The organism is Rhodococcus sp. HM1 (assembly GCF_023218075.1).
Classification (GTDB): Bacteria; Actinomycetota; Actinomycetes; order Mycobacteriales; family Mycobacteriaceae; genus Rhodococcus.
The window spans coordinates 17,258-42,542 of record NZ_JALPTB010000035.1; the positions used below are offsets into that span (position 1 = coordinate 17,258).

26 protein-coding genes and 1 pseudogene are annotated in these 25,285 nt (G+C 68.9%); 10 read left to right on the forward strand and 17 right to left on the reverse strand.

Features of this window, described 5'->3' with window-relative positions:
* Positions 1-127: 127 nt before the first annotated feature.
* From M1M07_RS18355 to ppgK, 11 genes are all read right to left on the reverse strand, one after another.
* The gene (locus M1M07_RS18355) at positions 128-1,339 is read right to left on the reverse strand and encodes a phage major capsid protein (RefSeq protein WP_248675117.1); all 1,212 of its coding nucleotides are present in this window, start codon (positions 1,337-1,339) and stop codon (positions 128-130) included.
* A 265-nt stretch (positions 1,340-1,604) separates the two neighbouring features.
* Entirely contained in the window at positions 1,605-2,087 is a 483-nt protein-coding gene (locus tag M1M07_RS18360; protein WP_248675118.1) for a phage terminase small subunit P27 family, read from the reverse strand.
* Positions 2,080-2,397: a hypothetical protein gene (locus M1M07_RS18365; protein WP_041803312.1), complete on the reverse strand. Its 318-nt coding sequence runs from the start codon at positions 2,395-2,397 to the stop codon at positions 2,080-2,082. Before M1M07_RS18365 ends, M1M07_RS18360 begins: the two co-directional genes overlap by 8 nt.
* A gap of 125 nt (positions 2,398-2,522) precedes the next feature.
* Positions 2,523-2,876, reverse strand: coding sequence for a hypothetical protein (locus M1M07_RS18370; RefSeq protein ID WP_248675119.1), 354 nt, complete (start codon positions 2,874-2,876; stop codon positions 2,523-2,525).
* Positions 2,873-3,151: a hypothetical protein gene (locus tag M1M07_RS18375; protein WP_248675120.1), complete on the reverse strand. Its 279-nt coding sequence runs from the start codon at positions 3,149-3,151 to the stop codon at positions 2,873-2,875. The genes M1M07_RS18370 and M1M07_RS18375 overlap by 4 nt, the downstream gene beginning before the upstream one ends.
* 1,183 nt (positions 3,152-4,334) lie before the next feature.
* Positions 4,335-6,005, reverse strand: coding sequence for an AAA family ATPase (locus M1M07_RS18380; RefSeq protein ID WP_248675121.1), 1,671 nt, complete (start codon positions 6,003-6,005; stop codon positions 4,335-4,337).
* Between the two features lie 125 nt (positions 6,006-6,130).
* Positions 6,131-6,406: a hypothetical protein gene (locus M1M07_RS18385; RefSeq protein ID WP_248675122.1), complete on the reverse strand. Its 276-nt coding sequence runs from the start codon at positions 6,404-6,406 to the stop codon at positions 6,131-6,133.
* A gap of 139 nt (positions 6,407-6,545) precedes the next feature.
* Positions 6,546-6,926, reverse strand: coding sequence for a hypothetical protein (locus M1M07_RS18390; protein ID WP_248675123.1), 381 nt, complete (start codon positions 6,924-6,926; stop codon positions 6,546-6,548).
* Entirely contained in the window at positions 6,923-7,834 is a 912-nt protein-coding gene (locus M1M07_RS18395; RefSeq protein ID WP_248675124.1) for a tyrosine-type recombinase/integrase, read from the reverse strand. Before M1M07_RS18395 ends, M1M07_RS18390 begins: the two co-directional genes overlap by 4 nt.
* Positions 7,835-7,925: 91 nt before the next feature.
* On the reverse strand, positions 7,926-9,299 hold the full coding sequence (locus tag M1M07_RS18400) for an RNA polymerase sigma factor (RefSeq protein ID WP_197256681.1): 1,374 nt from the start codon (positions 9,297-9,299) through the stop codon (positions 7,926-7,928).
* A 134-nt stretch (positions 9,300-9,433) separates the two neighbouring features.
* The gene (ppgK, locus tag M1M07_RS18405; protein WP_197256679.1) at positions 9,434-10,210 is read right to left on the reverse strand and encodes a polyphosphate--glucose phosphotransferase; all 777 of its coding nucleotides are present in this window, start codon (positions 10,208-10,210) and stop codon (positions 9,434-9,436) included.
* Positions 10,211-10,398: 188 nt separating this feature from the next.
* On the opposite strand from ppgK, the gene M1M07_RS18410 reads away from it, so the two are divergent.
* Positions 10,399-11,238: an inositol monophosphatase family protein gene (locus M1M07_RS18410; protein ID WP_248675146.1), complete on the forward strand. Its 840-nt coding sequence runs from the start codon at positions 10,399-10,401 to the stop codon at positions 11,236-11,238.
* A 3-nt stretch (positions 11,239-11,241) separates the two neighbouring features.
* On the opposite strand, the gene cei is transcribed toward M1M07_RS18410, so the two are convergent.
* Complete coding sequence (gene cei / locus M1M07_RS18415; RefSeq protein ID WP_197252641.1) at positions 11,242-11,925, reverse strand: envelope integrity protein Cei; 684 nt, start codon at positions 11,923-11,925, stop codon at positions 11,242-11,244.
* 366 nt (positions 11,926-12,291) lie between these two features.
* Between cei and M1M07_RS18420 the strand changes: the two genes are divergently transcribed.
* Complete coding sequence (locus M1M07_RS18420; protein ID WP_068162126.1) at positions 12,292-12,594, forward strand: DUF4193 domain-containing protein; 303 nt, start codon at positions 12,292-12,294, stop codon at positions 12,592-12,594.
* 61 nt (positions 12,595-12,655) lie between these two features.
* Here the strand turns inward: M1M07_RS18420 and M1M07_RS18425 are convergent, their stop codons facing one another.
* Positions 12,656-13,159 carry a DUF3093 domain-containing protein gene (locus M1M07_RS18425; RefSeq protein WP_248675125.1) on the reverse strand — a complete coding sequence of 168 codons (504 nt, stop codon included), beginning with the start codon at positions 13,157-13,159 and terminating at the stop codon, positions 12,656-12,658.
* 41 nt (positions 13,160-13,200) lie between these two features.
* Here M1M07_RS18425 and dut point away from each other — a divergent pair, with 41 nt between their 5' ends.
* Positions 13,201-13,671 (forward strand): dUTP diphosphatase, encoded by a 471-nt coding sequence (gene dut / locus M1M07_RS18430; protein WP_197252642.1) that lies wholly within the window; start codon positions 13,201-13,203, stop codon positions 13,669-13,671.
* Position 13,672: 1 nt separating this feature from the next.
* Positions 13,673-14,518: a DUF3710 domain-containing protein gene (locus M1M07_RS18435; RefSeq protein WP_197252643.1), complete on the forward strand. Its 846-nt coding sequence runs from the start codon at positions 13,673-13,675 to the stop codon at positions 14,516-14,518.
* A 71-nt stretch (positions 14,519-14,589) separates the two neighbouring features.
* Here M1M07_RS18435 and M1M07_RS18440 read toward each other — a convergent pair whose 3' ends face one another.
* Both M1M07_RS18440 and M1M07_RS18445 read right to left on the reverse strand, forming a co-directional pair.
* Entirely contained in the window at positions 14,590-15,975 is a 1,386-nt protein-coding gene (locus tag M1M07_RS18440) for a WS/DGAT domain-containing protein (RefSeq protein ID WP_248675126.1), read from the reverse strand.
* Positions 15,976-15,998: 23 nt separating this feature from the next.
* Positions 15,999-16,748: an alpha/beta fold hydrolase gene (locus M1M07_RS18445; protein ID WP_248675127.1), complete on the reverse strand. Its 750-nt coding sequence runs from the start codon at positions 16,746-16,748 to the stop codon at positions 15,999-16,001.
* Positions 16,749-16,884: 136 nt separating this feature from the next.
* Between M1M07_RS18445 and M1M07_RS18450 the strand changes: the two genes are divergently transcribed.
* A complete protein-coding gene (locus M1M07_RS18450; protein WP_197252645.1) occupies positions 16,885-17,259 on the forward strand; it encodes an OB-fold nucleic acid binding domain-containing protein in 375 nt (124 codons plus the stop codon).
* 118 nt (positions 17,260-17,377) lie between these two features.
* Positions 17,378-18,040, forward strand: a complete 663-nt coding sequence (locus M1M07_RS18455) for a DUF3159 domain-containing protein (protein WP_197252646.1) — start codon at positions 17,378-17,380, stop codon at positions 18,038-18,040.
* Positions 18,041-18,056: 16 nt separating this feature from the next.
* Here the strand turns inward: M1M07_RS18455 and M1M07_RS18460 are convergent, their stop codons facing one another.
* Positions 18,057-18,851 carry a TrkA family potassium uptake protein gene (locus M1M07_RS18460; RefSeq protein WP_307846249.1) on the reverse strand — a complete coding sequence of 265 codons (795 nt, stop codon included), beginning with the start codon at positions 18,849-18,851 and terminating at the stop codon, positions 18,057-18,059.
* Positions 18,766-19,557: pseudogene (locus M1M07_RS33215) on the reverse strand (NAD-binding protein); the annotation flags it as partial. The gene M1M07_RS18460 and the pseudogene M1M07_RS33215, both read right to left, overlap by 86 nt.
* A 28-nt stretch (positions 19,558-19,585) precedes the next feature.
* Between M1M07_RS33215 and M1M07_RS18470 the strand changes: the two are divergent.
* The 4 genes from M1M07_RS18470 to M1M07_RS18485 all read left to right on the forward strand — a co-directional run bounded on the left by M1M07_RS18470 (position 19,586) and on the right by M1M07_RS18485 (position 25,037).
* On the forward strand, positions 19,586-21,586 hold the full coding sequence (locus tag M1M07_RS18470; RefSeq protein ID WP_248675128.1) for an APC family permease: 2,001 nt from the start codon (positions 19,586-19,588) through the stop codon (positions 21,584-21,586).
* The gene (locus M1M07_RS18475; protein ID WP_248675129.1) at positions 21,583-22,875 is read left to right on the forward strand and encodes a class I SAM-dependent RNA methyltransferase; all 1,293 of its coding nucleotides are present in this window, start codon (positions 21,583-21,585) and stop codon (positions 22,873-22,875) included. Before M1M07_RS18470 ends, M1M07_RS18475 begins: the two co-directional genes overlap by 4 nt.
* A gap of 126 nt (positions 22,876-23,001) precedes the next feature.
* The gene (locus M1M07_RS18480; protein WP_197252540.1) at positions 23,002-23,463 is read left to right on the forward strand and encodes a MarR family winged helix-turn-helix transcriptional regulator; all 462 of its coding nucleotides are present in this window, start codon (positions 23,002-23,004) and stop codon (positions 23,461-23,463) included.
* On the forward strand, positions 23,463-25,037 hold the full coding sequence (locus tag M1M07_RS18485; RefSeq protein ID WP_231610645.1) for an MDR family MFS transporter: 1,575 nt from the start codon (positions 23,463-23,465) through the stop codon (positions 25,035-25,037). The genes M1M07_RS18480 and M1M07_RS18485 overlap by 1 nt, the downstream gene beginning before the upstream one ends.
* Positions 25,038-25,285 lie beyond the last annotated feature (248 nt).

The following is a 25,285-nucleotide window of genomic DNA, read 5'->3' on the forward strand; positions in this document are numbered from 1 at the left end:
CCACCGCCCCACGAGACACGAGGAGAGGCCCCGTCCGGTAACCATCCGGACGGGGCCTCTCGTGTGCGGTCCCGGAGTGACAGGGGACCGCGACTCCAGGCGGGGACCAAACGCCTGGAGGTCTGGGTTACGGCGTGGCGACCGTGGCCACGCGGACGACGCCCAGCGGCTTGGACACCACCGCGGCGTACCGCGACTCCACACGGGCCCGGACGAGGTTCTTCTGGAAGTCGTCCGCGACCGTCTCACTCCACCGCACGTCCACCACGTTGTCGGAGTAGACGACGACGGCCTCCCGGTCGATGACCAGACCCGTCCCCACGGGGAGGGCGTTGGAGACGACGACGGGGACGCCCCAGAGGGTCCGCTGGGCCCGCTGGGTCACGTTGGCCACCGCCTCGAGCTGGCCGGAGCCCTCCGCCCGGGCGGTTTCCGCCGCCTCCCAGTCCTCCGGACGGAGAACAATCACGTGGTTGTCCTCGTGGCCGGCGGTCTCCAACTTCGTGATGGCGGAGCGGACCGAACGGGCCACGTCCGTGGTGAAGCTCTGGACCTGGACTCCGGACGTGGTGAGGACGCCCTGGAGGTTGGGACGCTCTCCGTCTCCGGTGAGGACCTGGGCCTCGAGGGCGTCCCGGAGGCCGCGGACCATCTCGTCCTGGACGAACACCTGGAGAGCGTCGTTGTCCTCGAACCAATACCGCGGCGTCGGCTCCGACATGTGGGCCAGGACCTCGAGGTTGACCTCCACCTCCTCCAGGCCGAACACGGACGTGGGCTTGGTGTCGCCCTCCGCCACCGGGGCGGCGTTGTTGTCGCGCTGGCGCTGGACCAACGCCTTGAACGTCGGGCCCGGGGCCGGAAGGGCCACGAGGGCGTCCAGGAGGGTATTGGACGGGTGGCCCAGTTCCACGATCTCCGGCAGGAGCGGGACGCCCGCGTGAGCGGTACCGGCAGGCAGGAGGGCCTTCTGGCCGTCCACCATGCCCTCCGCGATACGGGAGGCCAGTTCCTTCCCCGCCTTGCCCGCCAGACCCACACGGCCCTTGGACCGCGTGAGACCGGAGAGGCCACCGCCCAGTCCGTCCATTGGGCCGATGGCGGTGGTCCCGTTGAGACGGGCGGCCAGGTCCTTGGCGTCGGCCAGAACCTTCTCGTCGGACTTGAGTGTCTTGATCTGCTCCAGGTAGCTCTTGGCCTTGGCCATGGCCGCGTCGTACTCCGACCGTTCGGTGGCGGTGAAGTCGCGGCCTTCACCCTGGGCCTTCTCCGCGATGGCGCGGGCCTTGGCGGTGAAGGTGAGGGCCTCGTTCTGAAGGGCCTTGATCTTTGCATTCATCAGAGTTGTTCCGTTCCAACGGGATTGGTGAGTTTCCCGAGACGGACGGGTTGAGGGTCCGGGGCATGGCCCCCGATGACGGGGACGGCTCCCACGGACTGTGACCGCTGGCCTCGTCGGTACCGGCCCCACCGCCGCGGTTGGCGTCGGCGTCCCGACACGGACCGCGTAGCGGTGGGTCCGGTACCTCGTCGTCCACATTACGTCACGTGACGCGAGAAGGGCGGCGGGACACGCTATCCCACCGCCCTCCTACCCTCGTCGGCTACGAGGTGGCCTCGTTCGCGAACGGGTTGCCGTCGTCCGCGTCGTTGACGGCCTGGGCGGAGATACGGCCCTCCGCGGAGGGAGTGAGCCCGAACTCCTGGGCCCAGGCCCTCACGGACCGTTCCGCGGCCTCGAGGATGGCCACCGCCGGATGCTTCACGAGCGAACCCGTGGAACCGGGAACCGTGAGCCCGTCGCGGTCCACCTCCGCCTGGGCGTCGTGGAGCCTCTGGACGGCCATGCAGTAGGCGCGGAAGGACGTCCGGTCCACTGCCTTGGACAACTCCAGGCGGTCCAACTCCGGGGCCACGGAGTTCCACTCCGCCGCCGCCACGTCGGGCAGGTCCGGCGGTGGCGGTCCCAGAGGCTCCCGCTTGAATCCGGGGCCCGCGTTGACCTTCCGGCCTCCGGAGTCGTATCCCTCCCGGCGTCCGTTGAGCAACTTCAAGGCCGGCGGGCGTGGTGCTGGTCCCTTACCCATGATGTTCTCCCTTCTCGTCCTCGAGGACCGCGTGGGCCCCGGTCTCCGGGACCGCGTACGCCGCTTCCAGATACGCCGCTTCGGCGGAGTCCGCCAGGAGCGCGATGGTCGCGGAGCGGGACCCCACCGCCGCCCGGACCGTGGCCGCGGTCCACGAGGCCAACATGGCGAACGCCTGGCGGATGACGTCGGGGTCATCGTGGGCGGCCAGTTGTGCCACTCGTTCGTCGTCTCCCACCGCCGCGGCGTAGAGGGCCATGGAGACCGTGAGCGTGGCCTCCGCCTTGGTTAGGTCGTCGTGGATGGTCATGATTCCTCCTGTTGGTACAAATGATGGTTCAAATCGGGGCCCAACCTGAGCCCGCGTGCGTCCACCTCGGTGGCCGGTGTCCAAGGGCCTGGCCTGGAGAGGCTGGCGGTCCCCTCCCCCGGGGGTCACGCCGCCCTCCTCTTGCGCTTGGCAGGGACGACGGACGAGGGCGGCGTCCCGTCCTTCACCCGTGCGATGCCGTACAGGCGTCCCGCCGCCAGGCCGCGGAACCCGTCCGCGATGACTTCACACGAGGCCAGCAGCGGGCAGGCCAGACACAACCGCTCCGCCTCGAGGAACCGCGGGAGTACGTGCCGGACGTGGACGCCGGGGGCCGGTGGATCGAACAGGTGGGGACGGGACACGCACGGCGGTACGGGGTCGTCGCGGGCGGTGGTAGCCCGCCGGAGCAACGAGGCCGCCGCCTTGGCGTTCATGGCGGCCCGGCCCATCTCCCCGGGCGGTGGCGCGGCGGTCACTGGACCACCGCCTCCACCACGGGAGCGATGGCGGGCGGTACCTCGTCACCGGGACCGATGAGGAGGTACCGCTCATGCGCGCTGACATGGTCGCCGCGGACGAGTCGGTAGTCCTTGACGAACATCGGGACCACGGCGTTGGCGGTTCCGCCGGTAAGCGCCAGGGCCACCACCGGGTAGACGCGGACGAGCGCGCCGGCCTGGTCGTACTGGGCCACCTTCATATCGGGCGTGTAGGTGAGAGTCGCGCCGGAGTTGAGGCCAGGATGAATCATGTCGTGTCCTTCTGGGAGAAGTGGTGTGGGGCGGTATCGGGTCCGCCGCCTGGGACCGTCACGAGGCGCAACGTGGGACCTTGGGACCTTGGGACCTTGGGACCGCACGGATACGACAAACACTCCCGCCGCTCCCCGATTCTGCAAAACCCCAGGTAGACCTATAAAAGGTTCTGATATTAAGCAAACCTCTCGTGTGTGTGTATCGCTTGGCCGGTCCCAAGGTCCCAAGGTCCCAAGCTGGGACCGGCCCGGGAGAGAGCGGCGGGGACTGCTCCCTCCCGACGCCGTGGCGGTCACGATGACGCCTCCGTGGTGAGGGAGTGGGCGAACCACCATGAGTCCCGGCATGTCGGGCATGTGAAGTGAGCCCGTGCGGTCCCGGACTCGTGGTCCACCTCGACGCGGTGAGGGACGAGGAGGATTCCGTCCGGATAGAACCGGGTCCACCGCTCCGAACCGACGCCGGGGACGATGGACGACCGGCACCGATGACAACTACCCGCCATGCGAGTTGTCACCGCCAGGGCCCGGATGATGGCCAACCATTCGTCGTTGTCACCCAGGTCCTCCCGGTCGCGGGACTCGATGGCGAACTCGTTCAATGCCGTGGCCAAGCGGGGCCAGGATTCGAGGTCCTGCCATCCGGTGAAGTCGCACGACTCCGTACGTGTCGGGTTGGGGTCCACCGCCTCCCGATGCCAGGAGCACGCCGCCCCGGAAACGGAGACCGGGGTCCGGCACGGCTTCCCGTCCTTCCGGATACGTCCACACCGCCCGTACGGGGCCCGGTTATCGCTGGTCGTCGTGGTCATGGTCGTTCGGTCCCTTCCGGGTTGTGATATTCCGTGTCACTTGGCGCAATTGCGCGACTGGGCGCAACTGCGCGTGACCTGGAGTTTTGTGTGATGTGTTTCGTGGCGCGACTATGACGACACGGTGGCGCGACTACGCCGCCGCGAACCTCCAGTCCGTCCCGGAGTCGATGCCACACCGCCGCCCCTCCGAACGGCCCGCGTCTGGAGTGAGTCACCGCCTCACACCGCCCTTGTCGCGCCATCGTTGACCCTTGTCGCGCCACTAGTCGCGTCATAGTCGCGCCATGTATATATGCAGGTCATAGACAGTTGCGCTATCGCGCCACGAGATATAGAGCGGAGGTGACGCGACAAGGCGGCGGCGGTCATGCCTCCCCCTCATCGGTGACCGGGGCGGTGGGCGGTGCCATCGGGTCCGCGTCTCCCGCCGGAGGCTCCAGGCGGGAGGCCACCGCCGTGGCCGCCCAGTAGGTCCGGCGGGGCATACCGCGTGATGCCGTGGCCGCTACCCTCTTGGCGGCCCTCTGGAGGGTCCGCTCCCGGATACCGGCATCCTTGGCGGCGGCGGCCTTCACGTCCTTGGATGGGACCCACTCGTTCCGGGCGGTGAGGTAGTCGTGGAGCCACTCCTCCGCCTCCGTCATGGACTCGTCCGCCCCGCCCTCGAAATTGGCCACGATGTGCTCGGCGGCGGTGCGGTCGGACTCCCCGACGTAGCGGAGTCGGGGCACGGTCCCGTCGTGTTCCTCGTTGGCCTCGAAGAACGGCACGCCGTCGATGGCGAACACGGACGCCACCGCCTTGGTGGACGTGTTGGACTTCTCCGGTCCGACCACGAGGTGGCCCTCCTCGTCCTCCTGGGCGTAGAGGGTCATACGGGCCTTCTTCCGAAGTTCCCCGGTCGCTCCGTACTTGTCGCGGGCGTTGGACGAGGCCACGCGGTTGGTGTGCGTGAGGAGCAGGACCGCGGCGTCCGTCGTCGTAGCCGCCTCTTTCCACGGGTGGAGGGCCTGGCGGGCCTGCTGGGGGTCCCGGACGGATAACTTCGCGGGCACCGTGTCCAGCCAGGCGTCCACGACGACGAGGACCGGACGAGGCTCGGCGGTGACGTACTCCATGTCATCGGGGAACACGGGAGCACCGCTGCCGTCCTCGTCCTCACAGATGACGTCCACCATGTCCAGGTCCGCGCCGGCAACCTCGAGGCGGGGAAGGACGGTCTGACTCCACACGTCCTCCGTGATGACTAGGCGAACTCGTCCGGGCTCCCGGGCGGGAATGCCGAACTCCGGCAACGGCTTGCCCGTCGTCACCGCCGCGGCTACCCAGACCCAGAGGAGGGATTTACCGATACCCTCATCTCCCACGAGGAGGGCTACGGACGCCCGGGGGATACGGCCCTTGGCCAACCACCGTGGTTGTTCGGCGGCGGTGAGGTCCCGGGCCCGGAACAGGCGGACGTTACGGTCGTCGGCCTCCTGGGCTTTCCCTTTCGCGTCCTTCCGTGACCCGGTGGTGCCGTCCTTCCGGACCCAGGTCCCGGGACGCCCACCGTGTGCCTCCCGGGCACTCTGGGCATCCATCTCGTGGCGGCGGATGGCCGCGGATGCGACGAGGACGCCGTAGCGGTCCTCGAAACGCCGCCGGAGCTCCGCCAGCGCCACGAGGCCGTCATGGTCGTCCGGGAAAGCTTCCCGGTCCCGTTCGGTGTGCTGGAGAACCAACGACGCCAGGGTGGACACCGTGGAGTTGCTCCAGGCGGTGGGGTCGTCGGGGTGCCGTTGGATATCCCGGGCGACGGCGTTCCGCTGGCCCTCCGTGGGGAGGGAGTCGAAGCGGAACAGTCCCTCCGCCTTCTCGTATGCCTCGTTGGCGGCGGTGTCGAACTCCCGGACGTACGGGAAGCCCGGGTCCTCACGTACCCAGGCCCGGTACAGGACCCGGAGGTGGGCGGTGTCCAGTTTCGTGTAGTCGTTCTCCGCCGCTTCCAGTGCCCGGAGGGCGGCGTCCATGGCGTTGCTCGAGGTCTCCCTCATCGGACCCCACCTCCGACCACGGACGCGGTATCGTCGTTGGTGGCGGTCTCGTCAACCGTCAACGTCCAGAACGCGGGAGTGGCCTCATCGGAAACGGTGTGGCCACTGTCGTATTTGGGCATGGCCTACGCACCTCCCGCACGATTGCGACGGGCACGGGCCGACGCCAGCGCAAGGCGGGCGAAGTACGCCTTGCGGGCGTGTTCGGCGCGCTTGGCCCGTTCCTGGGGTGTCAGTTCCCCGTTCGGGTCTACTTCCCGCTCGAACCGGGCCAGGGCGGCGGCGCGGGCCTTGGCGGTCCGGGCGGGCCGGTCGGGAGTTTTCGCCCAGGATTCATGGGCGGCAATCTGGGCCCGCAAGGATCGTTCGGCGGGGGACAACGGCGTCTTGGACGCGGACATGTGCACCTCTGGGTATGCCAGATGGACCGCGCTTGTGGGGCGGTCTGTGAGTGCTCACGTCCGGGACGGACGTTGCGCCGGGTCGAGTGCACCGGCTTCGGTTGTGCACGCTAGCACAGCGTTTGGGGGAGTGTCGGGATTACCCCAGACACCGCCGGAGGTGTTGCACCTCGATACGGGCCACTCCCGCCGCGGCCAGACGGTCCAGGGCCGGGGCCAGGGTGTCGTACCGCACGGTGAACGGGCCCAGGTCGAACAACGCCCCGCGGGGATGAGAGACGTAGTGGCGTACGCCGTCCGCGTCCACCGTGACGTCCGGGGAATCGGCACGGACCCCCGCCATGCGGGCACGGGTGGCCGCCGCCGGGTCGAGGATGGTCTGGCCGTGGGTCACCGCTCCGCGACGGTTGACCGACCGGGCCGATTGCCGCGGGCGTTGCTCCCAACGTGGGGAACCGTCCGTGTCGAGAACGAACCGTGTCACCACACGTCCGCCGTCGAGAATCGTCACCTCGGTCATAGGTCCCCCAGGTTCAATGCGCGGGCCTCGTCGGCGGCCCGGGACGCGGCGGTATGGGCGGTGTAGCGGTCGATCATGTCGCGGCGTGCCCATCCGGCCACCGCCATAAGGCCGCCTTCGGACCCGCCCGCGGCCAGCCATCGGGCGGCGGCGGTATGGCGGAGCACATGGGGATGGAAGTCGGCTATTCCGGCGAGTTCGGCGCGCCACTTGAGCGTCTTGTGGAGGGCGTAGTAGCCGAACTCCTTACCGCGGTCGCCCAGCCAGAAGGCGGGGGAGTCGGCCCGTAGATGGCCACGACGTAGGCGGAGGTAACGGTCGAGGGCCCGCCCGGTCTGGGCTCCGAAGGGCACGGTCCGGCCCTTCCCGCCCTTGCCACGACGGACCACCGCCAGGCCCCGGGTCAGGTCCACATCCGCGAGTGTGAGACTGGTCACTTCCCCCGCCCGTGCCCCGGTTTCGGCCATGAAACGGATCAACGCCTCGTCGCGTCGGTCGCGCAGGTCCTTCCCGGAACACGCCTTGATCAGCCGTTTGAGTTCGTCCTCGGTCAACGAGGGCGTGACCTTGGTGTCCAGTTTCGGTGCCTTGATTCCCAGGAGTAAGTCCTGGTCGATCTCGCCCTCCTCGAGCAACCACGCGGAGAATCGACGCAAGGCCAGTTGGCGGGCCCGGGCGGTGGCGGCTTCGGCTCCCTCCTCGAGGAGGACGGCCACGAACTCGTTGACGGTCGGGCGGTCCAGTACCGGGGCGGTGCCTGTGTCGTCACACCACGCCAGGAACCGCCGTACCCCGTCGCCGTATTGCTTGACCGTCGCCGGCGACTTGCGTTCGGCACGCAGATGCAGCACCCACGACTCCAGGAGGGAGCGCAGGTCGAGCGGCGGGGGAGTAGCGCGACGGGCCATAGAGATATCTTGACCAAAAGCGCTGTACTTGTCTAACGTGAGTGGCCTAGCCCGCAAAAGCGCAGGCTAGGCCACATGTCACCTCGGAGTGTCAGTCCAGATAGTCGCGCAGCACCTGCGAGCGGGACGGGTGCCGCAGCTTCGACATCGTCTTCGACTCGATCTGGCGGATGCGTTCACGCGTCACGCCGTAGACCTGACCGATCTCGTCGAGCGTACGAGGCTGGCCGTCGGTGAGGCCGAACCGCAGCCGCACGACGCCGGCCTCGCGCTCGGACAGCGTCTCGAGCACCGACTGCAGCTGATCCTGCAGCAGCGTGAAGGACACGGCGTCGACCGCCACGACGGCCTCGGAGTCCTCGATGAAGTCGCCGAGCTGGCTGTCGCCCTCGTCGCCGATCGTCTGGTCGAGCGAGATGGGTTCACGCGCGTACTGCTGGATCTCCAGCACCTTCTCCGGCGTGATGTCCATTTCCTTGGCGAGCTCCTCCGGCGTGGGTTCGCGACCCAGATCCTGGAGCAGCTCACGCTGGATACGGCCGAGCTTGTTGATGACCTCGACCATGTGCACCGGAATACGGATGGTGCGGGCCTGGTCGGCCATCGCGCGGGTGATGGCCTGACGGATCCACCACGTCGCGTACGTGGAGAACTTGTAGCCCTTGGTGTAGTCGAACTTCTCGACGGCACGGATCAGACCGAGGTTGCCCTCCTGGATGAGATCCAGGAACGCCATGCCGCGGCCGGTGTAGCGCTTCGCGAGCGAGACGACGAGGCGCAGGTTCGCCTCGAGCAGATGGTTCTTCGCGCGGTTGCCGTCGCGGCAGATCCAGTTCATGTCCCGGCGCTGAGCGACCGGCAGCTTCTCACCCTTCGCGGCGAGCTCCTGCATCCGGTAGGTCGCGTACAGGCCGGCCTCGATGCGCTTGGCGAGCTCGACCTCCTCCTCGGCGTTGAGCAGCGCGACCTTGCCGATCTGCTTGAGGTAGGCGCGAACCGAGTCGGCGGACGCGGTGAGCTCGGCATCCTTGCGGGCCTGCCGCAGGGCCTCGGACTCCTCCTCGTCCCACACGAAGTCGCCGGACGCCTTGTCCTTCTCGCTGGGCTCGTCGGTGTCGGTGTCCTCGTCCTCGACGACGATCTCCTCGGCACCCTCGAGGTCGTCCTCGCCGATGTCGAGATCTTCGAGGTCGGTGTCGTCGCCGTCGAAGTCCTCTTCGCCGGCCGCCTTCGTCGCCTTCTTGGCAGCGGCCTTCTTCGCGGTGGTCTTCTTCGCGGCCTTCTTGGCGGGGGCCTTCTTGGCTGCGGCCTTCTTCGCGGGGGCCTTCTTGGCTGCGGCCTTCTTCGCCGGCCGCTTCGTGGCGGGTGCGGTACCGGTCGCGGGGTCCGCGGCGGCGCCCGCGGCGTCCGAGACGGGTGCCGATTCGGCGGAAGAATCAGCGGTGTGGATGTCGGTGGCTGCCACGTACGCCCTTTCGTGACGAGGTAGTGCGGCGTCGCGCCAGAGTAGCTCCGGCGGAGAGGTCTGTCGGGATCGGACCGGTTCACGGCCGGCTGTGCACCATTGTAACGATCGTCGTGACGATCGATGTGGCGGACTCAGGGAGTGACGCCTGTTTCCGCAGCGTATGCGGCTCCGGCGATGCCTGCGGTGTTGCGGAGTTCGGCCGGTACGACGGGCGTGGTGTTCGTCAGCAACGGAATCCACTTGTCGCTCTTGCGGCTGATGCCGCCGCCGGCGACGAACAGATCCGGCCACAGCAGCGCCTCGAACCGCGACAGCACCCGGGAAACCTCCTCGGACCATCGCTTGTAGGACCAGTCCCGGTCCTCCTTCACCTTCGACGACGCGCGATGCTCGGCTTCCTTGCCGTCGATCTCCATGTGACCGAATTCGGTGTTCGGGAGCAGCACCCCGTGGTTGAGCACCGCCGAACCGATGCCGGTGCCGAACGTCAGCAGGATCACGACACCCTTCACGTTCTTCGCCGCCCCGAACCGGTCCTCGGCGATACCGGCCGCGTCCGCATCGTTGAGGACCGTCACCTCGCGCCCGCCGAGTGCCTTCGAGAACAGCGCACGCGCGTCGGTCCCGATCCAGGACGGATCGATGTTCGCGGCCGTCAGGGCGACGCCGCCCCGCACCACGCTCGGAAGGGTCAGACCGACAGGGCCCTGCCATCCGGCCTCGGCGACGATCTCGGTGACCGTGCCGGCGATGGCGGTGGGTGTCGCCGGTTGGGGAGTGAGGATCTTGATGCGCTCGCCCACCAGCTGTCCGGTGGACAGGTCGACGACGCCACCCTTGACGCCGCTGCCGCCGATGTCGATGCCGAAACCGAGATTCGCCGCGTCGGGGCGGGTTTCCTGCGTCATCCTCGTGCTCCCTGTCGTGTGTGGATGGGCGTCGCTCGTGCCGTCACATTAGTGCGAACCCGGCCGGGCCGTGGGTGGTGTGCGGGCGTGGCGTGTGTTCGGATGGGCGGGTGAGCGAATTCCAGCCACCGGACGCCCTCCGCGTCCCCGATGTCACCGACGCGGCCGACTCCGGCGATCACGAGGCGCTGCGCGCGGTGGCGGTGGCGGTGGCGGTGGAAGCCGCCACCCACGTCCGTGCCCGCCGACGCGAACTGTTCGGGTCGGATCCCGCCGCCGAGGCCGGTGCGGTCCGGACGAAGTCGACGATCACCGATCCCGTCACGATCGCGGACACCGAGAGCGAGGATCTGATCCGCCGACGGCTGACGCAGCTGCGCCCGGGCGACGGATTCCTGGGTGAGGAAGGCGGCGGCGATGCCGCGACGGGCGAGTTCCGTGTGCGGTGGGTCGTCGACCCCGTCGACGGCACGGTGAACTTCCTGTACGGGATCCCGGCGTTCGCGGTGTCGGTGGCCGCGCAGATCGACGGACGTTCGGTCGCCGGGGCGGTCGTCGACGTGACCACGGGCGACACGTACTCGGCGGCGGCCGGTGGCGGAGCCACGCTGACCACCGCGGACGGCTTCGTCACGACCCTGCGCTGCACGCCGGTCACCGACGTGCGGCTGGCCCTCGTGGCGACGGGGTTCTCCTATGACGCCGACCGCAGGGCCCACCAGGGCCGGCTCGTCGCCGAGTTGCTGCCACGGGTGCGCGACATCCGGAGGATCGGCGCCGCCGCGCTCGACCTGTGCATGGTCGCGGCGGGCCGGCTCGACGCCCACTACGAGCACGGGCTGAATCCGTGGGACTGGGCGGCCGGTGCGCTCGTCGCTGCGGAGGCGGGAGCGTCGCTCCGGCTGCCCGCCGGGTTCGGTACCGACGGGGAACTCACCGTGGCGGCCGCTCCGGGCATCGCCGAGGAGTTCCTGGCCATGCTGACCGAGATCGGAGCCGACGCTCCGATCACGTCCCGGCGGGGGTAGCGCTCAGCAGCGTGCCGTGCGTGCGGCGGCGAGCAGATCGATGTCCAGCGGAGCGGTCTGCCCGTCGACCGGCGCCTCCCGCAGTGCCTGCAGGACCTCCTCGGCGTCGGCGTTGGGGGAGATCTCGCGCGAGTAGGTGCCCAGCGCCAGGTCGACGGTGTCGTCGGTGCGGGTGTCCTGGATCAGTTCGGCACACGGCGCGACCAGCCAGACGGTGCTGGCGGCGGCGAGCCCGTCGGGACCGAACCGGATCTGACCGTGGCACTGCATGTTCTGATCGACGTAGACCGGGTCGTTGCCGGCCTGCACGTCGGGAGCGCTCGCGAAGCCGTAGTCACCGAGCTGGGCCGCGACGTGCGTGGCCTGACCACGTTCGCCGTTGGCGTTGAACACGCGCACCCGGGTCGCGGCCACCGGGGCGGGTTCCACGTCGAGCAGCGTCGAACGGCTCACGACCTCCCCGAGCGGCGCCGGCTCGGGCCCGCCCGGTTCGGTCGCCGCGGTCGGCGGGGCATTGCACGCGACCGTCGTCGTGTCCGGCTCCGACGACGAGAACACCGAGATCCAGACCACCATCGTGATCGCCGCCAGGATCGCGAACAGGACGGCGACCGGGGCCGTGCGTCGCCGGACGAAGGGCCGGCCGCGCTTGTCCGTCGCGCTGCCCTCGGTGATCAGGGAAACCACGCCGCCCTGCCTCTCGTCGTTCTGTGTGGGGTGCGGACATCACTGTAGAGGTCGCACCCGCGTGTCACGAGGAGGCGGTCGGCCCCAGGAATGTCTCGAGTTGCTGTGGTGTTGATGACAATTGATCGTCAATTCGCGCACACGCCCGAAACGGTTGAGAAATTCGCCTCTCCGTCGGCTATTGTTCGGCGGCCCGGTCGTCGAGGGAGGCGGCCACAAGGGTTCGGAAACGGAAGCCCCGGGTATGTCCGAGACCGGGACACCACCAGCGGGAACTTCCCGTGACAGTCGGGCGTTGCCCTGGCCGGAGAGCACCAACAGGGCTCGCCGGAAGAGCATCGGCACGAGGACTAGAGGTAAGAGGATATGGCGACTGACTACGACGCACCGAGGCGAACCGACAGCGACGAGGTGTCGGAGGATTCACTCGAGGAACTGAAGGCGCGACGCAACGAGGCGCAGTCCGCGGTCGTAGACGTCGACGAATCGGATACGGCCGAATCGTTCGAACTTCCCGGAGCAGACCTCTCCGGTGAGGAACTGTCGGTCCGGGTCGTTCCGAAGCAGGCCGACGAGTTCACCTGCTCGAGCTGTTTCCTGGTTCACCACCGGAGCCGGCTCGCGAGCGAGGAGAACGGCGTCCTGATCTGCCGGGACTGCGCGGCCTGACGGCTGCGCCGGGGACAGCGGGAGACACGGCCCCGCGGTCCCCGGAGAGAACGTGGCCGTGTCAGCTCTTCGAGGTGTCCGCACATCCCAAGGCGGCCAGCAGTTCTGCTGGCCGCCTTGTGCTGACCAGCCAATAGGGTGTCGGATCGTCCGGATCGTTCAGGACGACCAGCGCCATCGTGCCCACCCACGGCCGATGGGAGACGTAGGCGGCCGGATCGAGCTGCCGGCCCATGGCTGCACTCTTCGCGCTGGCGGGAACGACGACACCGCGGGCGATCACGTCGATCGGCAGGTGAGCGCGGTCGACGACGAGCTCACCGCCGACCACCCGGATCTCCTTCCGGGACAGCCACCACAGGATCCACACCGGAACGATCAGCAGGACCACGTAGGGCAGCCAATCCGGCAGGGCGCGAGCTGCCATGTTCAGCTCGGCGGCGAGCAAGGCGGCCACACCGAAGCCGAGGGGCCACCACCACAGAGGCACCCACAGACGTTCGGAGTAGGCCGGGGAACCGGTCGCGCTGCGGGCGGCGGCCCCGGGACGAGATGATTCAGACACGTCGTTCAGAGTAGTCGCCTGCACGGGTAGTCTCGGTCCACGTGACCGAGCTACCAGCCATCCCGCTTCGCCGTCTCGACCCGGGAATCCCCGTGCCGCGTCGGGCCCACGCCGGTGACGCCGGCGTCGACCTGTGCACCACCTCCGACGTGACCATCGAACCGGGCAGGCGGGTGCTGGTCGGAACCGGCATCGCGGTGGCGCTGCCGATCGGCACCGTCGGGCTGATCCACCCGCGGTCCGGCCTGGCTGCGAAGTTCGGCCTGTCCGTCGTGAACACCCCCGGCACCATCGACGCCGGCTATCGCGGCGAGATCAAGGTCTGCCTGATCAACCACGATCCGGAACAGCCGATCGAACTGCGGCGCGGCGATCGCATCGCGCAACTCGTCGTCCAGAAGGTCGAGCTCGTGGATTTCGTGGAGGTCGACGAACTCGACGGAACGACTCGCGGCGCGGGCGGATACGGATCGAGCGGCGGGCACGCCGGGCTCGTCAAGGAAGGTATGTGACATGTTCGGACGCCGTAAGAAGAACCGCGCCGAGTCCACCTACGTCGACGACGCCGCCTACGACTACGACGAGCACGACGACGAGGCCGGCGGTAATCCGCCCGCACCGGGAACCGGTCCGTTCGACATCGACGACATCGGTGAGGACGCGATCGGCACGACCCGGCTCGACCTCGGTTCGGTTCTCGTGCCCATTCCGCCGGGCGGGCAGATCCAGGTCGAGATGGCGCAGAACGGCGCACCGCAGGCCGTGCACCTGGTGACCCAGTACGGCCGGATCACTGTGACGGCCTACGCGGCACCCAAGTCGCCCGGCCAGTGGCGCGAAGTCGCAGGCGAGCTCGCAGACACACTGCGCAACGACAATGCGACCGTGAGCATCGAGGACGGCCCCTGGGGTCGTGAACTGCACGGCGTCACCCCGAACGCCGACCTGCGGTTCATCGGCGTGGACGGGTACCGCTGGATGATCCGCTGTGTAGTGGCGGGACCGTCCGGTGCGGTCGCCGCGAACGCACCGCTGGTGGAAATCGCGCGGGCGGTCGTCGCCGACACCGTCGTCCGCCGCGGCACCGATCCGCATCCGGTACGCACGCCGCTCCCGGTTGTGCTTCCGAAGGTGCTGGCCGAGCAGCTCGCTGCGGCCGCCCAGCAGCAACAGCAGGCCCAGCAGCAGGCCCAGCAGCAGCGGCTTCAGCAGGGACAGATGCCACCGCAGCCGGGTGGGCAGCAGATCCCCGGCCGGCAGCCGGGAGCCCCGCTGACCCCGCCTCGGACACCCGCGCCGCAACCGCCGCGACCGCGACGGGGTGAGTCCGGCTCGGCCATGCAGCAGCTCGGCTTCTGAACCCCGGAGCTCGGCTTCCGAACCCGGCGGGAGCCGCAACCTGCGCATCCGCCGGGTTCGTCGCCTCCGGCTCACACTCCCGGCCGGACCTCCTCCAGGACGTCGGCGAAGGCCTCCTCGAGCAGCGTGGCGTAGCGCTGCGCGTCCGGCATCACGTCCGGTGAGGTGATCACCGTCAGGGTGAGGTCGTCTCCGAGGCCGAACAGCCCGTGGATGAGCGTTGCCTCCGATGTCAGCGGTGGGCATCCCGCACCGAACAGGAGCGGACGTCCGGCCAGCGCCCACGGCGTGGTGTTCTTCACCCGGATGCTGGTGAGCGCGGTGTGCATGCGCGGGGCCGGGCGTGCGTCCAGCCGACGTCGGCTCGCAGCGAGTTCCCTCGGCAGCACGAACGACGGAATCGAGGCGGCGTCGGTCAGCCGGCGCAAGGAGGCCGCCGTCGCCGTCTCTCTACTCTCGATCAGTGACGCCTGGACCGCGGCGGCACGCTCCGGGATTGCGTCGACGCCCGGGTGCAGTAGGACGTTCGTCCAGCCGATTCGGTTGATCCCGAGCGACTCCGGCGCCGCCCCGACCGCGAGGGTGACGAACGCGGTCAGATCCTGCGGGCACCGGCCCTCCGTCTCGGTGAGATAGCGCTGCAGGGCCAGCGAGATGGTGGTGAGCGCGAGCGCGGTCACCGTGACGTTCCGGGGCAGCGAACCGACCCGTCCCAGCCGCAGCACCAGGACCGTCCGACGGTCACCGGGATCTCGGTTGAGCCGGGTCGAGGTGATCTCCGGTGCGGGCGCCGATCCGGCGGCTCCGGCCGTCTGCGCCTGCTTGGCGTCCCGCACCGCGGCGCGGATCGTACGGACGTAACGGATCGTCGCGCGAGGGGCGCGCGCGAGCCCCCGCGCCGCCGCGAGCACGGGATTGAGGCGCGGCTCCACCGGTCCCAGGCCGGGAAAGTGCACCGGTTCGGTGCCCTGGCCGTAGAAGGCTTCCCACAGGGGATGGACGATCGGTCCCGAGATCAGGGAGTGGTTTCCGCGGAACACCACGACTGTCGCGGGGCCCGTCGCACCCGGAGCATCGCGCACGCCGTGGAAGATGTCGAGCCGCCAGGCGGTCTCCCGCGCGTCGAGGGAGTCGGCAGCCAGATCCTCGAGAACGTCGAGCAGCGCCGGCCAGTCCAGCCCCACCCGCTCGTCGTGCAGGATCCGCTGCTCGACCGGCAGATCGTCGGCCACCCAGTACGCATGGTCGAGATGCCCGGGAACAGCGACGAAGCGCCGGTTCAGCTCCGCGTAGATCGGGGCACGCCGGCGGAAGTGCTCGGTGATCTCCGCGGCGGTCGGGGGTGTCCCGACCCCGGAGTCGAAGACCCAGAAGTTGAGCGGATCGAGGTGGTGACCTCGATCGGCGTCCAATACGTAGGCAGCGTCGATCGGCTGCACTTGTGATGTCAATGACATGCCGGAGGTATCGCGGGTATTCGTCACGCGGTTACACGCTCCCACACGGCCAGGCAGCCCGCGCCGAGAATCGCCGGATCCGCACCGACCTCGGCGAGGGTGACGGTCGTCAGAGCGGCGCAGGGCAGCAGAGCGGCCCATTCCTGCGCGACGGCGAGCGGGTGGACCGCGTCGTCGACGGCGGCGGTGATCCCGACCGGCACCCTCACGCCCGCGAGAGCCTCCGCGTCGAGTGCGTGGAAGGCCGCAGCCTCCTCGAGCGCGGACGGCAGGTCCGGCCACTGGGCACGCCAGGACCGCGACAGCTCCCGGCCCAGCCATGCCGGGCTCGATTCGACCATCGCCGCGACCACAGGCTCGAGCCCGTGCGTACGCAACTCGTGCGCCGTCCACCGGGCACTGGCTGCGGCGGGCGCCTCCTCCGGGGAGCCGGTCCACGCCGGAAGCGCCGCCAGGACCCCGACTGCATCGGACGGGTGCTGTGCCGCCCAGTGCAGGGCCACCGCAGCGCCGATCGACACCCCGCCCGCGAGGATCGCACCCGTGCGGGCCTCACGGTCGAGGGCGTCGAGGTAGCTGCCGACGACGCGCCGCGGGTCCGGGTCCACGGCGACGACGCGGATGCCGCGACGCTCGAGCGGGGCCCGGAACGCGGCGTCGGCGAACTGCGCGTCGGAGCCGGTTCCGGGCAGGACGACCGCGGTCAACGGCAGGTCACCGGCGGTTTGAGGTAGGTCCCGTGTGGGGAACACATTGGGATCGGCATCGGCCATGCGTAGATAGTGCCGAACGCGAATCGAGGGTGCCGCACCGGATGTGGTTGTAGGTCTCGATTCGGTCTACAGTGGCCGTCAGAGACCCCTATGTGCGGAATGCGATCCATGCCGCACCCGTTTCAGGAGCGCTGTTATGGCACCCGCCACCGGTTACTTCCGCCGACTGACCCGCCGGTTGACCGAGGACATCGAGAGCATCGACGCCGAGGAGATCGCGGAGTCGTCCCAGGCGACCGGAGCCCGCAAGGCCGCCGAATGCACGCGAGGCGAGGAAGTGACGATGTTCGGGCGTCTGCGCAGCGTCGAGACCTGTTCGAAGGCGGCCAGTGCGACGGTCGAGGCAGAACTGTTCGACGGCACCGACTCGGTCGTGCTCTCGTGGATCGGACGCCGCCGCATCCCGGGCATCGAACCGGGCAAGACGATCCTGGTCCGCGGCCGCCTCGGAGAACGCGACGGCGCGAAGATCATCTACAACCCCTACTACGAGCTGCGCGAACGAGTCTGATCCTCGGTCGCCGGCTCCCGGCGACGGCGCGCGGCCGGTGGGATCCGCCCGCGCGTGCTCGTAATCATCACCCCCTGAGCGGAAGGTGCCGGTGCCCCGTTGTGGCACCCTCGTAGGAGTGAGCGACAGCAAGCAGCCGACGGTACTCGAGCAACTCGGTGGTTTCAGCGGGTTGGTGTCCTCGACACTGCCGGTCCTGGTTTTCGTCCCGGTCAACAGCCTTTGGGGTCTGACCGCGGCGATCTGGGCGGCGATCGCCGTCGCGACCGCCGTTCTGGTGTGGCGGCTGGCGCAGCGCACCCCCATCCAGCCGGCGATCTCGGGGTTCATCGGGGTGGCGGTGTGCGCGTTCATCGCCCACCGGACGGGTGACGCCAAGGGCTACTTCCTGTTCGGGATCTACAGCAGTCTCGCGTACGGCGCGGTCTTCCTGGCGTCGGTGCTGGTGCGCTATCCGCTCGTCGGCGTGATCTGGGGAATGCTCAACGGCCAGGGCACCGGGTGGCGTGCCCACCGGGACGCGGTGCGTGCCTACGACCTCGCGACCGTGGCGTGGACGCTGGTCTTCCTGGCCCGGTACCTGGTGCAGAACCACCTCTACGATGCCGACCGCACGGGCTGGCTCGCGGTCGCCCGCATCGGCATGGGCTGGCCGCTCACCGCGGTCGTGCTGCTGGTGACGCTGTGGGCGGTGCGTCGTGCCGATCGCATCGTCGAACCGGCCGTCACCGACGAGGACGCCTCGTTGCCGGGCGGCGAGACGCGCCGCGACGACAACTGACCGGAACCGGGTACTCCTAGAGCCCGATCGCCTCGCGCAGTTCCTGTTCGACCTCGACGGACGCGACGAACAGCAGTTCGTCGCCACCCTCGAGCGGATCGTCGGGCTGCGGCACGATTACCCGATCGCCCCGCAGGATCGTCACGAGCGCCGCGTCGCGCGGCAGAGCCAGCTTCCGGACCGGCTTGCCGGCGAGTGCTGTCGTGTCGGGCAGTGTGATCTCGATGAGGTTGGCGCCCTTGCGCAGCGTCATCAGGCGAACCAGGTCGCCGACCGAGACCGCTTCCTCGACGAGGGCGGCGAGCATCCGCGGCGTGGACACCGCGACGTCGACGCCCCACGACTCGTCGAACAACCATTCGTTGCGGGGGTCGTTGACGCGCGCCACCACCCGCGACACGGCGAATTCGGTGGTCGCGAGCAGGCTGAGCACGAGATTGGTCTTGTCGTCGCCGGTGGCGGCGATGACCACGTCGTAGTCCTGGAGTTCGGCCGCTTCGAGCAGGCTCAGCTCGCACGCGTCGGCGTGCACCCACTTGGCGTCCGGTACCGATTCGGGTTCGACATGCTCGAGTTTGCGTTCGAGCAGCATGACCTCGTGCTTGTTGCGGATGAGTTCGCGCGCGATCGAGCGCCCGACGGCGCCCGCACCGGCGATCGCCACCTTCATCTGCGTGGTCCTCTCAGTCGTTCTCGGCGGGCGGGTTCGCGGCCAGCGCGAGCGCCTCGGCGACGGTGCCCGACACCGCCGCGATGTACACCTGGTCGTCGGCCTGCAGCACCGTCTTGCGGTCGGGCAGCAGCCCGGCACCGAAGCGGATGATGAACGCGACCCGAGACTGTGTCGCGTCCTCGAGTTCCGTGACGTTACGGCCGATCCAGTCCTCGTGGAGGCTCACCTCCGCGACCGCGACCGTCCCCGTCGGGTCGCGCCAGCGGGTGGTCTCGGCGTCGCGGACGAGCGCATGCAGGAAGCGGTCCGTAGTCCACGGGACGGTCGCGACGGTCGGGATGCCGAGCCGCTCGTAGACCGCGGCGCGCTTGGCGTCGTAGATGCGGGCGACGACCCGCTCGATTCCGAATGTCTCGCGCGCCACACGCGCGGAGATGATGTTGGAATTGTCACCCGACGACACCGCGGCGAAGGCGTCGGCGCGCTCGATTCCGGCTCGCACGAGCACATCCCGGTCGAATCCCATGCCGACGATCGTCTGTCCGGGAAAGTCCGGACCGAGGCGCAGGAAGGCGCTGGGGTCGCGGTCGATGACCGCGACCTCGTTCCCGAGACGGACGAGTGCTGCGGCCAGCGACGATCCCACTCGACCGCACCCCATCACCACCACGAACACGCTCGATCTCCGTTCCGCTGCTACGCCCGACCGGCAACGTCCATTGTCCGGCGGTCGCCGGGTTGCCGAACCGAAACCGTACCGCCCCGTGCGGCGATCGCGCGTGCAACCAGCATCCAGGCTCCACAATTCGGCCATATCGGACAGGGGAGCGGGTCGGGGGTCCATCGGACGTGCGACGGCTTAGGCTTTGCGAGTGTCCAAGCTTTCGACCGCCACGAAGCGGTTGTTGTTGGGTAGGCCGTTCCGTAGCGACACGCTCGGCCACACCCTGTTGCCGAAGCGGATCGCCTTGCCGGTCTTCGCGTCGGACGCATTGTCCTCAGTGGCGTACGCGCCCGAGGAGATCTTCCTGGTCCTGTCGGTCGCCGGCATGTCGGCCTTCGTGTTCGCGCCGTGGATCGGGGTGATGGTCGCGATCGTGCTGGCCGTCGTCGTGGCCAGCTATCGGCAGAACGTGCACGCCTATCCGTCCGGGGGTGGCGACTACGAGGTCGCGACCACCAATCTCGGTCCGACCGCCGGCCTGACCGTCGGCAGCGCCCTCATGGTCGACTACGTGCTCACCGTCGCGGTGTCGATCTCGTCGGCCGCGGCGAACATCGGCTCGGCGGTGCCGTTCGTCGCGCAGCACAAGGTGCTCTTCGCGATCATCGCCATCGCGATCCTCACCGCCGTGAACCTGCGGGGTCTGCGGGAGGCCGGGACCGCCTTCGCCATCCCCACTTACGCCTTCATGTTCGGTGTGCTGGTCATGCTGGTCTGGGGCCTGACCCGCATCTTCGTGCTGGGGGACGACCTGCAGGCCGAATCGGCGGGGTTCGAGCTGACGGCCGAACAGTCGAACCTGACGGCGATCGCGTTCGCGTTCCTCCTCGCCCGGGCCTTCTCCTCGGGTTGTGCCGCCCTGACCGGTGTCGAGGCCATCAGCAACGGCGTGCCGGCGTTCCGGAAGCCCAAGTCGCGCAACGCGGCGACGACCCTGCTGATGCTGGGCGGCATCGCGATCACGCTGCTGCTGGGCATCATCGTGCTCGCCGAGAAGATCGGTGTCGTGATCGCCGAGGACCCGGCGACCCAGCTGCAGGGCGCCCCGGAGGGATACCACCAGAAGACACTGATCGCGCAGCTCGCGGAAACCGTGTTCGACGACTTCCCACTCGGCTTCTACCTGATCACGATCGTCACCGCCCTGATCCTGGTGCTCGCCGCCAACACGGCGTTCAACGGGTTCCCGGTGCTCGCATCGGTGCTGGCCCAGGACCGGTATCTGCCACGCCAGCTGCACACCCGTGGCGATCGCCTCGCGTTCAGCAACGGCATCCTGTTCCTGTCGGGTGTCGCGATCGTGTTCGTGTGGGTGTTCGGCGCCGAGGTCACCCACCTCATCCAGCTCTACATCGTCGGGGTGTTCGTGTCGTTCACCCTGAGTCAGACCGGCATGATCCGGCACTGGACCCGGCACCTGGCGACCGAGACCGATCCGAACCAGCGCCGCCGCATGGTCCGGTCGCGCGTGGTCAACACGATCGGCCTCGTCATGACCGCGACCGTGCTGGTCATCGTGCTCATCACGAAGTTCGTTGCGGGCGCGTGGATCGCGATCGTCACGATGATCGCGATCTTCGGGCTGATGAAGGCGATCCGCCGGCACTACGACAGCGTCGCCGCGGAACTCGAGGGCACCGAATGGGACGGTGTGCTGCCCAGCCGCACGCACTCGATCGTTCTCGTCTCGAAGATGCACCATCCGACGATGCGCGCCCTCGCGTACGCGCGGGCGACCCGCCCGGACACGCTCGAAGCGGTCACCGTGAACGTCGACGACGCGGACACCCGCCAGCTGGTGCGGCAGTGGGAGAGCAGCGACATCACCGTGCCGCTCAAGGTCGTCGAATCGCCCTACCGCGAGATCACGCGCCCGGTGCTCGAATACGTCAAGCGGGTGCGACGTGATTCGCCGCGCGACGTGGTGACCGTGTTCATCCCGGAATACGTGGTCGGGCACTGGTGGGAGCAGGTCCTGCACAATCAGAGCGCGCTGCGCCTGAAGAGCAGGCTGCTGTTCCAGCCCGGGGTGATGGTCACGAGCGTGCCCTGGCAGCTGCACTCGTCGGCGGATGTACGCAAGGAACGAATCGACGCGGCGCCCGGTGCGGTACGGCGCGGACTCGACGATCAGGAGGAACAACGGTGAGCCGGCACGAACGGCAGGTCCCGCCGACGGATTGGTCAGGTCGCCGGATCGAGGTGATCCTCGGCAACCCCGCCCACGGCGGCTCGACCGTCGCGCGCTACGAGGGGCGGGTGGTGTTCGTCCGGCACGGATTGCCCGGCGAACGGGTGATTGCGCTCGTCACCGAGGATCGCGGTGGGTCCTACTGCTTCGCCGACGCGGTGCAGATCCTGGAGGCCTCGCCCGACCGGGTGAACCCGGTGTGCCCGATCTCGGGGCCGGGCGGCGCCGGCTGCTGCGACCTGTCCCACGCGAGCCTGCCCGCGCAGCAGCGCATCGGCGCCGCGGTGGTGGCGGAACAGTTGCGCCGGCTCGGCGGGATCGACCGGCCGGTCGAGGTCGAACTGCTTCCCGGCGGCGAGCCGGACGGCACCCGATGGCGGACCCGGGTGCGTCTGGCCGTCGATCGGGTCGGAAACCCGGGCTTCCGCCGGCACCACAGTCACGACGTGGAGACGGACCTGGCGTGCCCGCAGATCGAGGCGCGCGCGTACGTCGGGCTGACCGACCGGGTGTGGCAGCCCGGTGCCGAACTGCAGGTGGTGCTGGACGCGGACGGCGAGCGGCACGTCGTGGAGATCGCGCCGCCGCACGTGTCGCGGACCGGTCGCCGCAGTCCCGGTCGCCGGGGTGCGTCGGCGCGGCGCGCAGCGGCGAGTGCGCCGCGCGTGGAGAAGGTGATGGAGGGTTCGGGCCGCCCGGTCCAACGGGTCGGGACGCGGGAATGGAGGCTCTCCGCCACCGGGTTCTGGCAGGCGCACCGCGGCGCCGCCTCGACCTATTCGCGGGTCGTGGGGGAGTGGGCCGATGCCTCCGCGGGGGCGACGGCCTGGGATCTGTACGGCGGGGTCGGGGTGTTCGCGGCCGCGCTGGCCGCCCAGGTCGGTGAGGGAGGCCGGGTCGAGTCGGTCGAGTTGTCGCGCAGTGCGATCGACGACGGTGCTCTCGCCCTCGCCGACCTGCCGCAGGTGCGGTTCCACCACGGGCGGGTCGAACGGGTGGCCGCGGAGCTGCCGCGTCCCGAAGTGGTGGTGCTGGATCCGCCGCGCGCGGGCGCGGGCCGCGAGGTGATCGAGACGATCACCTCGGCGGGGCCGCAGCGGATCGTGCACATCGGATGCGATGCCGCGTCGTTCGGTCGCGACGTAGGCCTGTATCGATCGCACGGTTTCGAACTCGCCGATCTGCGGGTCTTCGCGGCGTTCCCGTCGACGCATCACGTGGAGTGCCTGGCGCTGTTCACGCGCTGACCGTCGTCCGACAATCCCGCACGGTGGCCCGTGCCGGGATTTGTCCGTTTTAGGGCTAATTGCTTGCAGCAATCAACTAACGTATAGTTGCATGACGCAAGCAATTGATTCGAACGGAGTAGACGGATGGCGGTTCCCACGGACACGGCAAGCGCCCTGGTCGACGTGATCTTCATGCTCGGCCGCACGGTCCGGACCGCACTGTCGCAGATCGACGAGGAAGCGCTGCCCGCCGCGTTGGTGGGGGTTCTCTTCCTGTTGTGGCGCTCCGGCGAATGCCGGCAGAACGAACTCGCCAGCGAGATGTGTGTGAGCCAGTCCGCCTTGAGCCGCCAGATCGGGGAGCTCGTCGAGCGGGGCTACATCGACCGGCATCCCGACCCGGACGACAAACGCGCCCACCGGGTGCGGGTGTCCGACACCGGTGTCGAGCTGCTGCGCGGGGTCCGGGACCGCCGCGCCGCGCGGCTGAAGGACGCACTCGCCGGCTGGGACGAAGCCGAGATGGACGACGCACTGCGGGTACTCGGCCGCCTCAACGACACGCTCGCACCCGTTCTCACCGATAACGCACGAAGGACCGCCTGATGACGCAAACGACACACGGAGCACCGGGGACACACCCGGGTGACTCGATGACACACCGGGAGATCCTCGAAGCCCTCGCCGGCCTTCTCGCCGCACTGTTCACCGCGATGCTCAGCAGCACCATCGTCGCGACGGCGCTGCCCACCATCATCGGCGACCTGCAGGGCAGCCAGACCCAGTACGCGTGGGTCATCACCACCGCCCTGCTTGCGAACGCCGCCAGCACCCCGATCTGGGGGAAGCTCGCCGACCTGTTCAACAAGAAGACGCTCGTGCAGTCCGCGATCGTCATCTTCGTCGCCGGTTCGCTGCTCGCCGGTGTCGCCCACAACGTGCCGGTGCTGCTCGCCGCCCGCGTCATCCAGGGCCTGGGCATGGGCGGTCTGACCGCGCTCGTCGTCGCGATCATCGGCACGATCATCTCGCCGCGCAACCGTGGCCGGTACTCCGGCTACATGGGTGCCGTCATGGCGGTGGCGATGTCCGGCGGTCCGATCCTCGGCGGCGTCATCGTCGACAGCCCCCTCGGCTGGCGCTGGTGCTTCTACGCGTGCGTGCCGATTGCGATGATCTCCCTGGTTCTGCTGCAGCGCACCCTGCACATCCCCACGGAACGCAAGAGCGACGTGCGCATCGACTGGCTCGGCGCGACCCTGCTCACCGCCGGCGTCAGTGTGCTGCTGGTCTGGGTCTCGTTCGCGGGCTCGAGCTTCGAGTGGCTCTCCACCGAATCGGCCCTGTACGTGATCGCCGGCGTCGCACTGCTCGTCGCCACCGTGATCGTCGAGTCCAAGGTCGCCGATCCGGTCGTTCCGCTGAAGATCATCACCGAACGCACCACCGGGCTGGCGGTCATCGCCTCCGTCGCCGTCGGTATCGGCCTGTTCGGTGCCACGACCTTCCTGGGTCAGTACTTCCAGACCGCGCGCGGCTTCAGCCCCACCGAGGCCGGCGTGCTGACCATCCCGATGGTCGCGGGCATGCTCGTCTCGTCGGTCGTCTCCGGTCAGCTGATCACTCGCTTCGGTGAGTGGAAGGCCTTCCTCATCGGAGGTGCCGTCCTGCAGTTCGCCGGCTTCGCGCTCCTGGGCACGATCGATCACGCCACCTCGCTGTGGCTGATCGGGGTGTACATCGCGATCGTGGGCCTCGGCACCGGCATGCTCATGCAGAACCTGGTGCTCGCCGTGCAGAACACCGTCAGCGTCCGCAACATCGGTGCGGCCAGCAGCTCGGTCGCGTTCTTCCGCACCTTCGGCGGTGCGATCGGCGTGTCCGTCCTCGGCTCCATTCTGGCCAGCCGGGTCGCCACCCTGTCGGCCGAGGGCTTCGCGAAGATGGGCATCGAGACCGGTTCGGGCGCCGGCGGCGGCAACCTCGACCTGGGCGCTCTGCCGGAGCCGGTCGCGGCGATCATCCGCGGCGCCTACGGGGACGCCACCGGCCTGCTGTTCCTGGTCGCCGCTGCCTTCGCGGTCGTGACTCTCGTCGCGGTGGTCCTCATCCCGAAGCGGCAGCTGCGCACCACCATCGACATGGTGCCGGAGGACAAGGAACCCGTCGCGGTGTCCTGATCCGCCGTCACGACAACCGCATCGAACGCCGTGCACTCCTGGTGCACGGCGTTCGGTCTGTGCGGAGCCGGGTGAACGATCCGTGGGCCTTTCTGTGAGGAACCTCACGATGGTCCCGCCGGTGAGGTCATAACCTCATGTGAGACCCGCCGTGAGGCCGGTGTGTGGGCGGAAGTGCTTCCGGTGCTCCGTAGACTGAGTGGAACTGCTCGCGCGCCACCGCGTGAGTCGAGCCGGAGGGAGCAAAA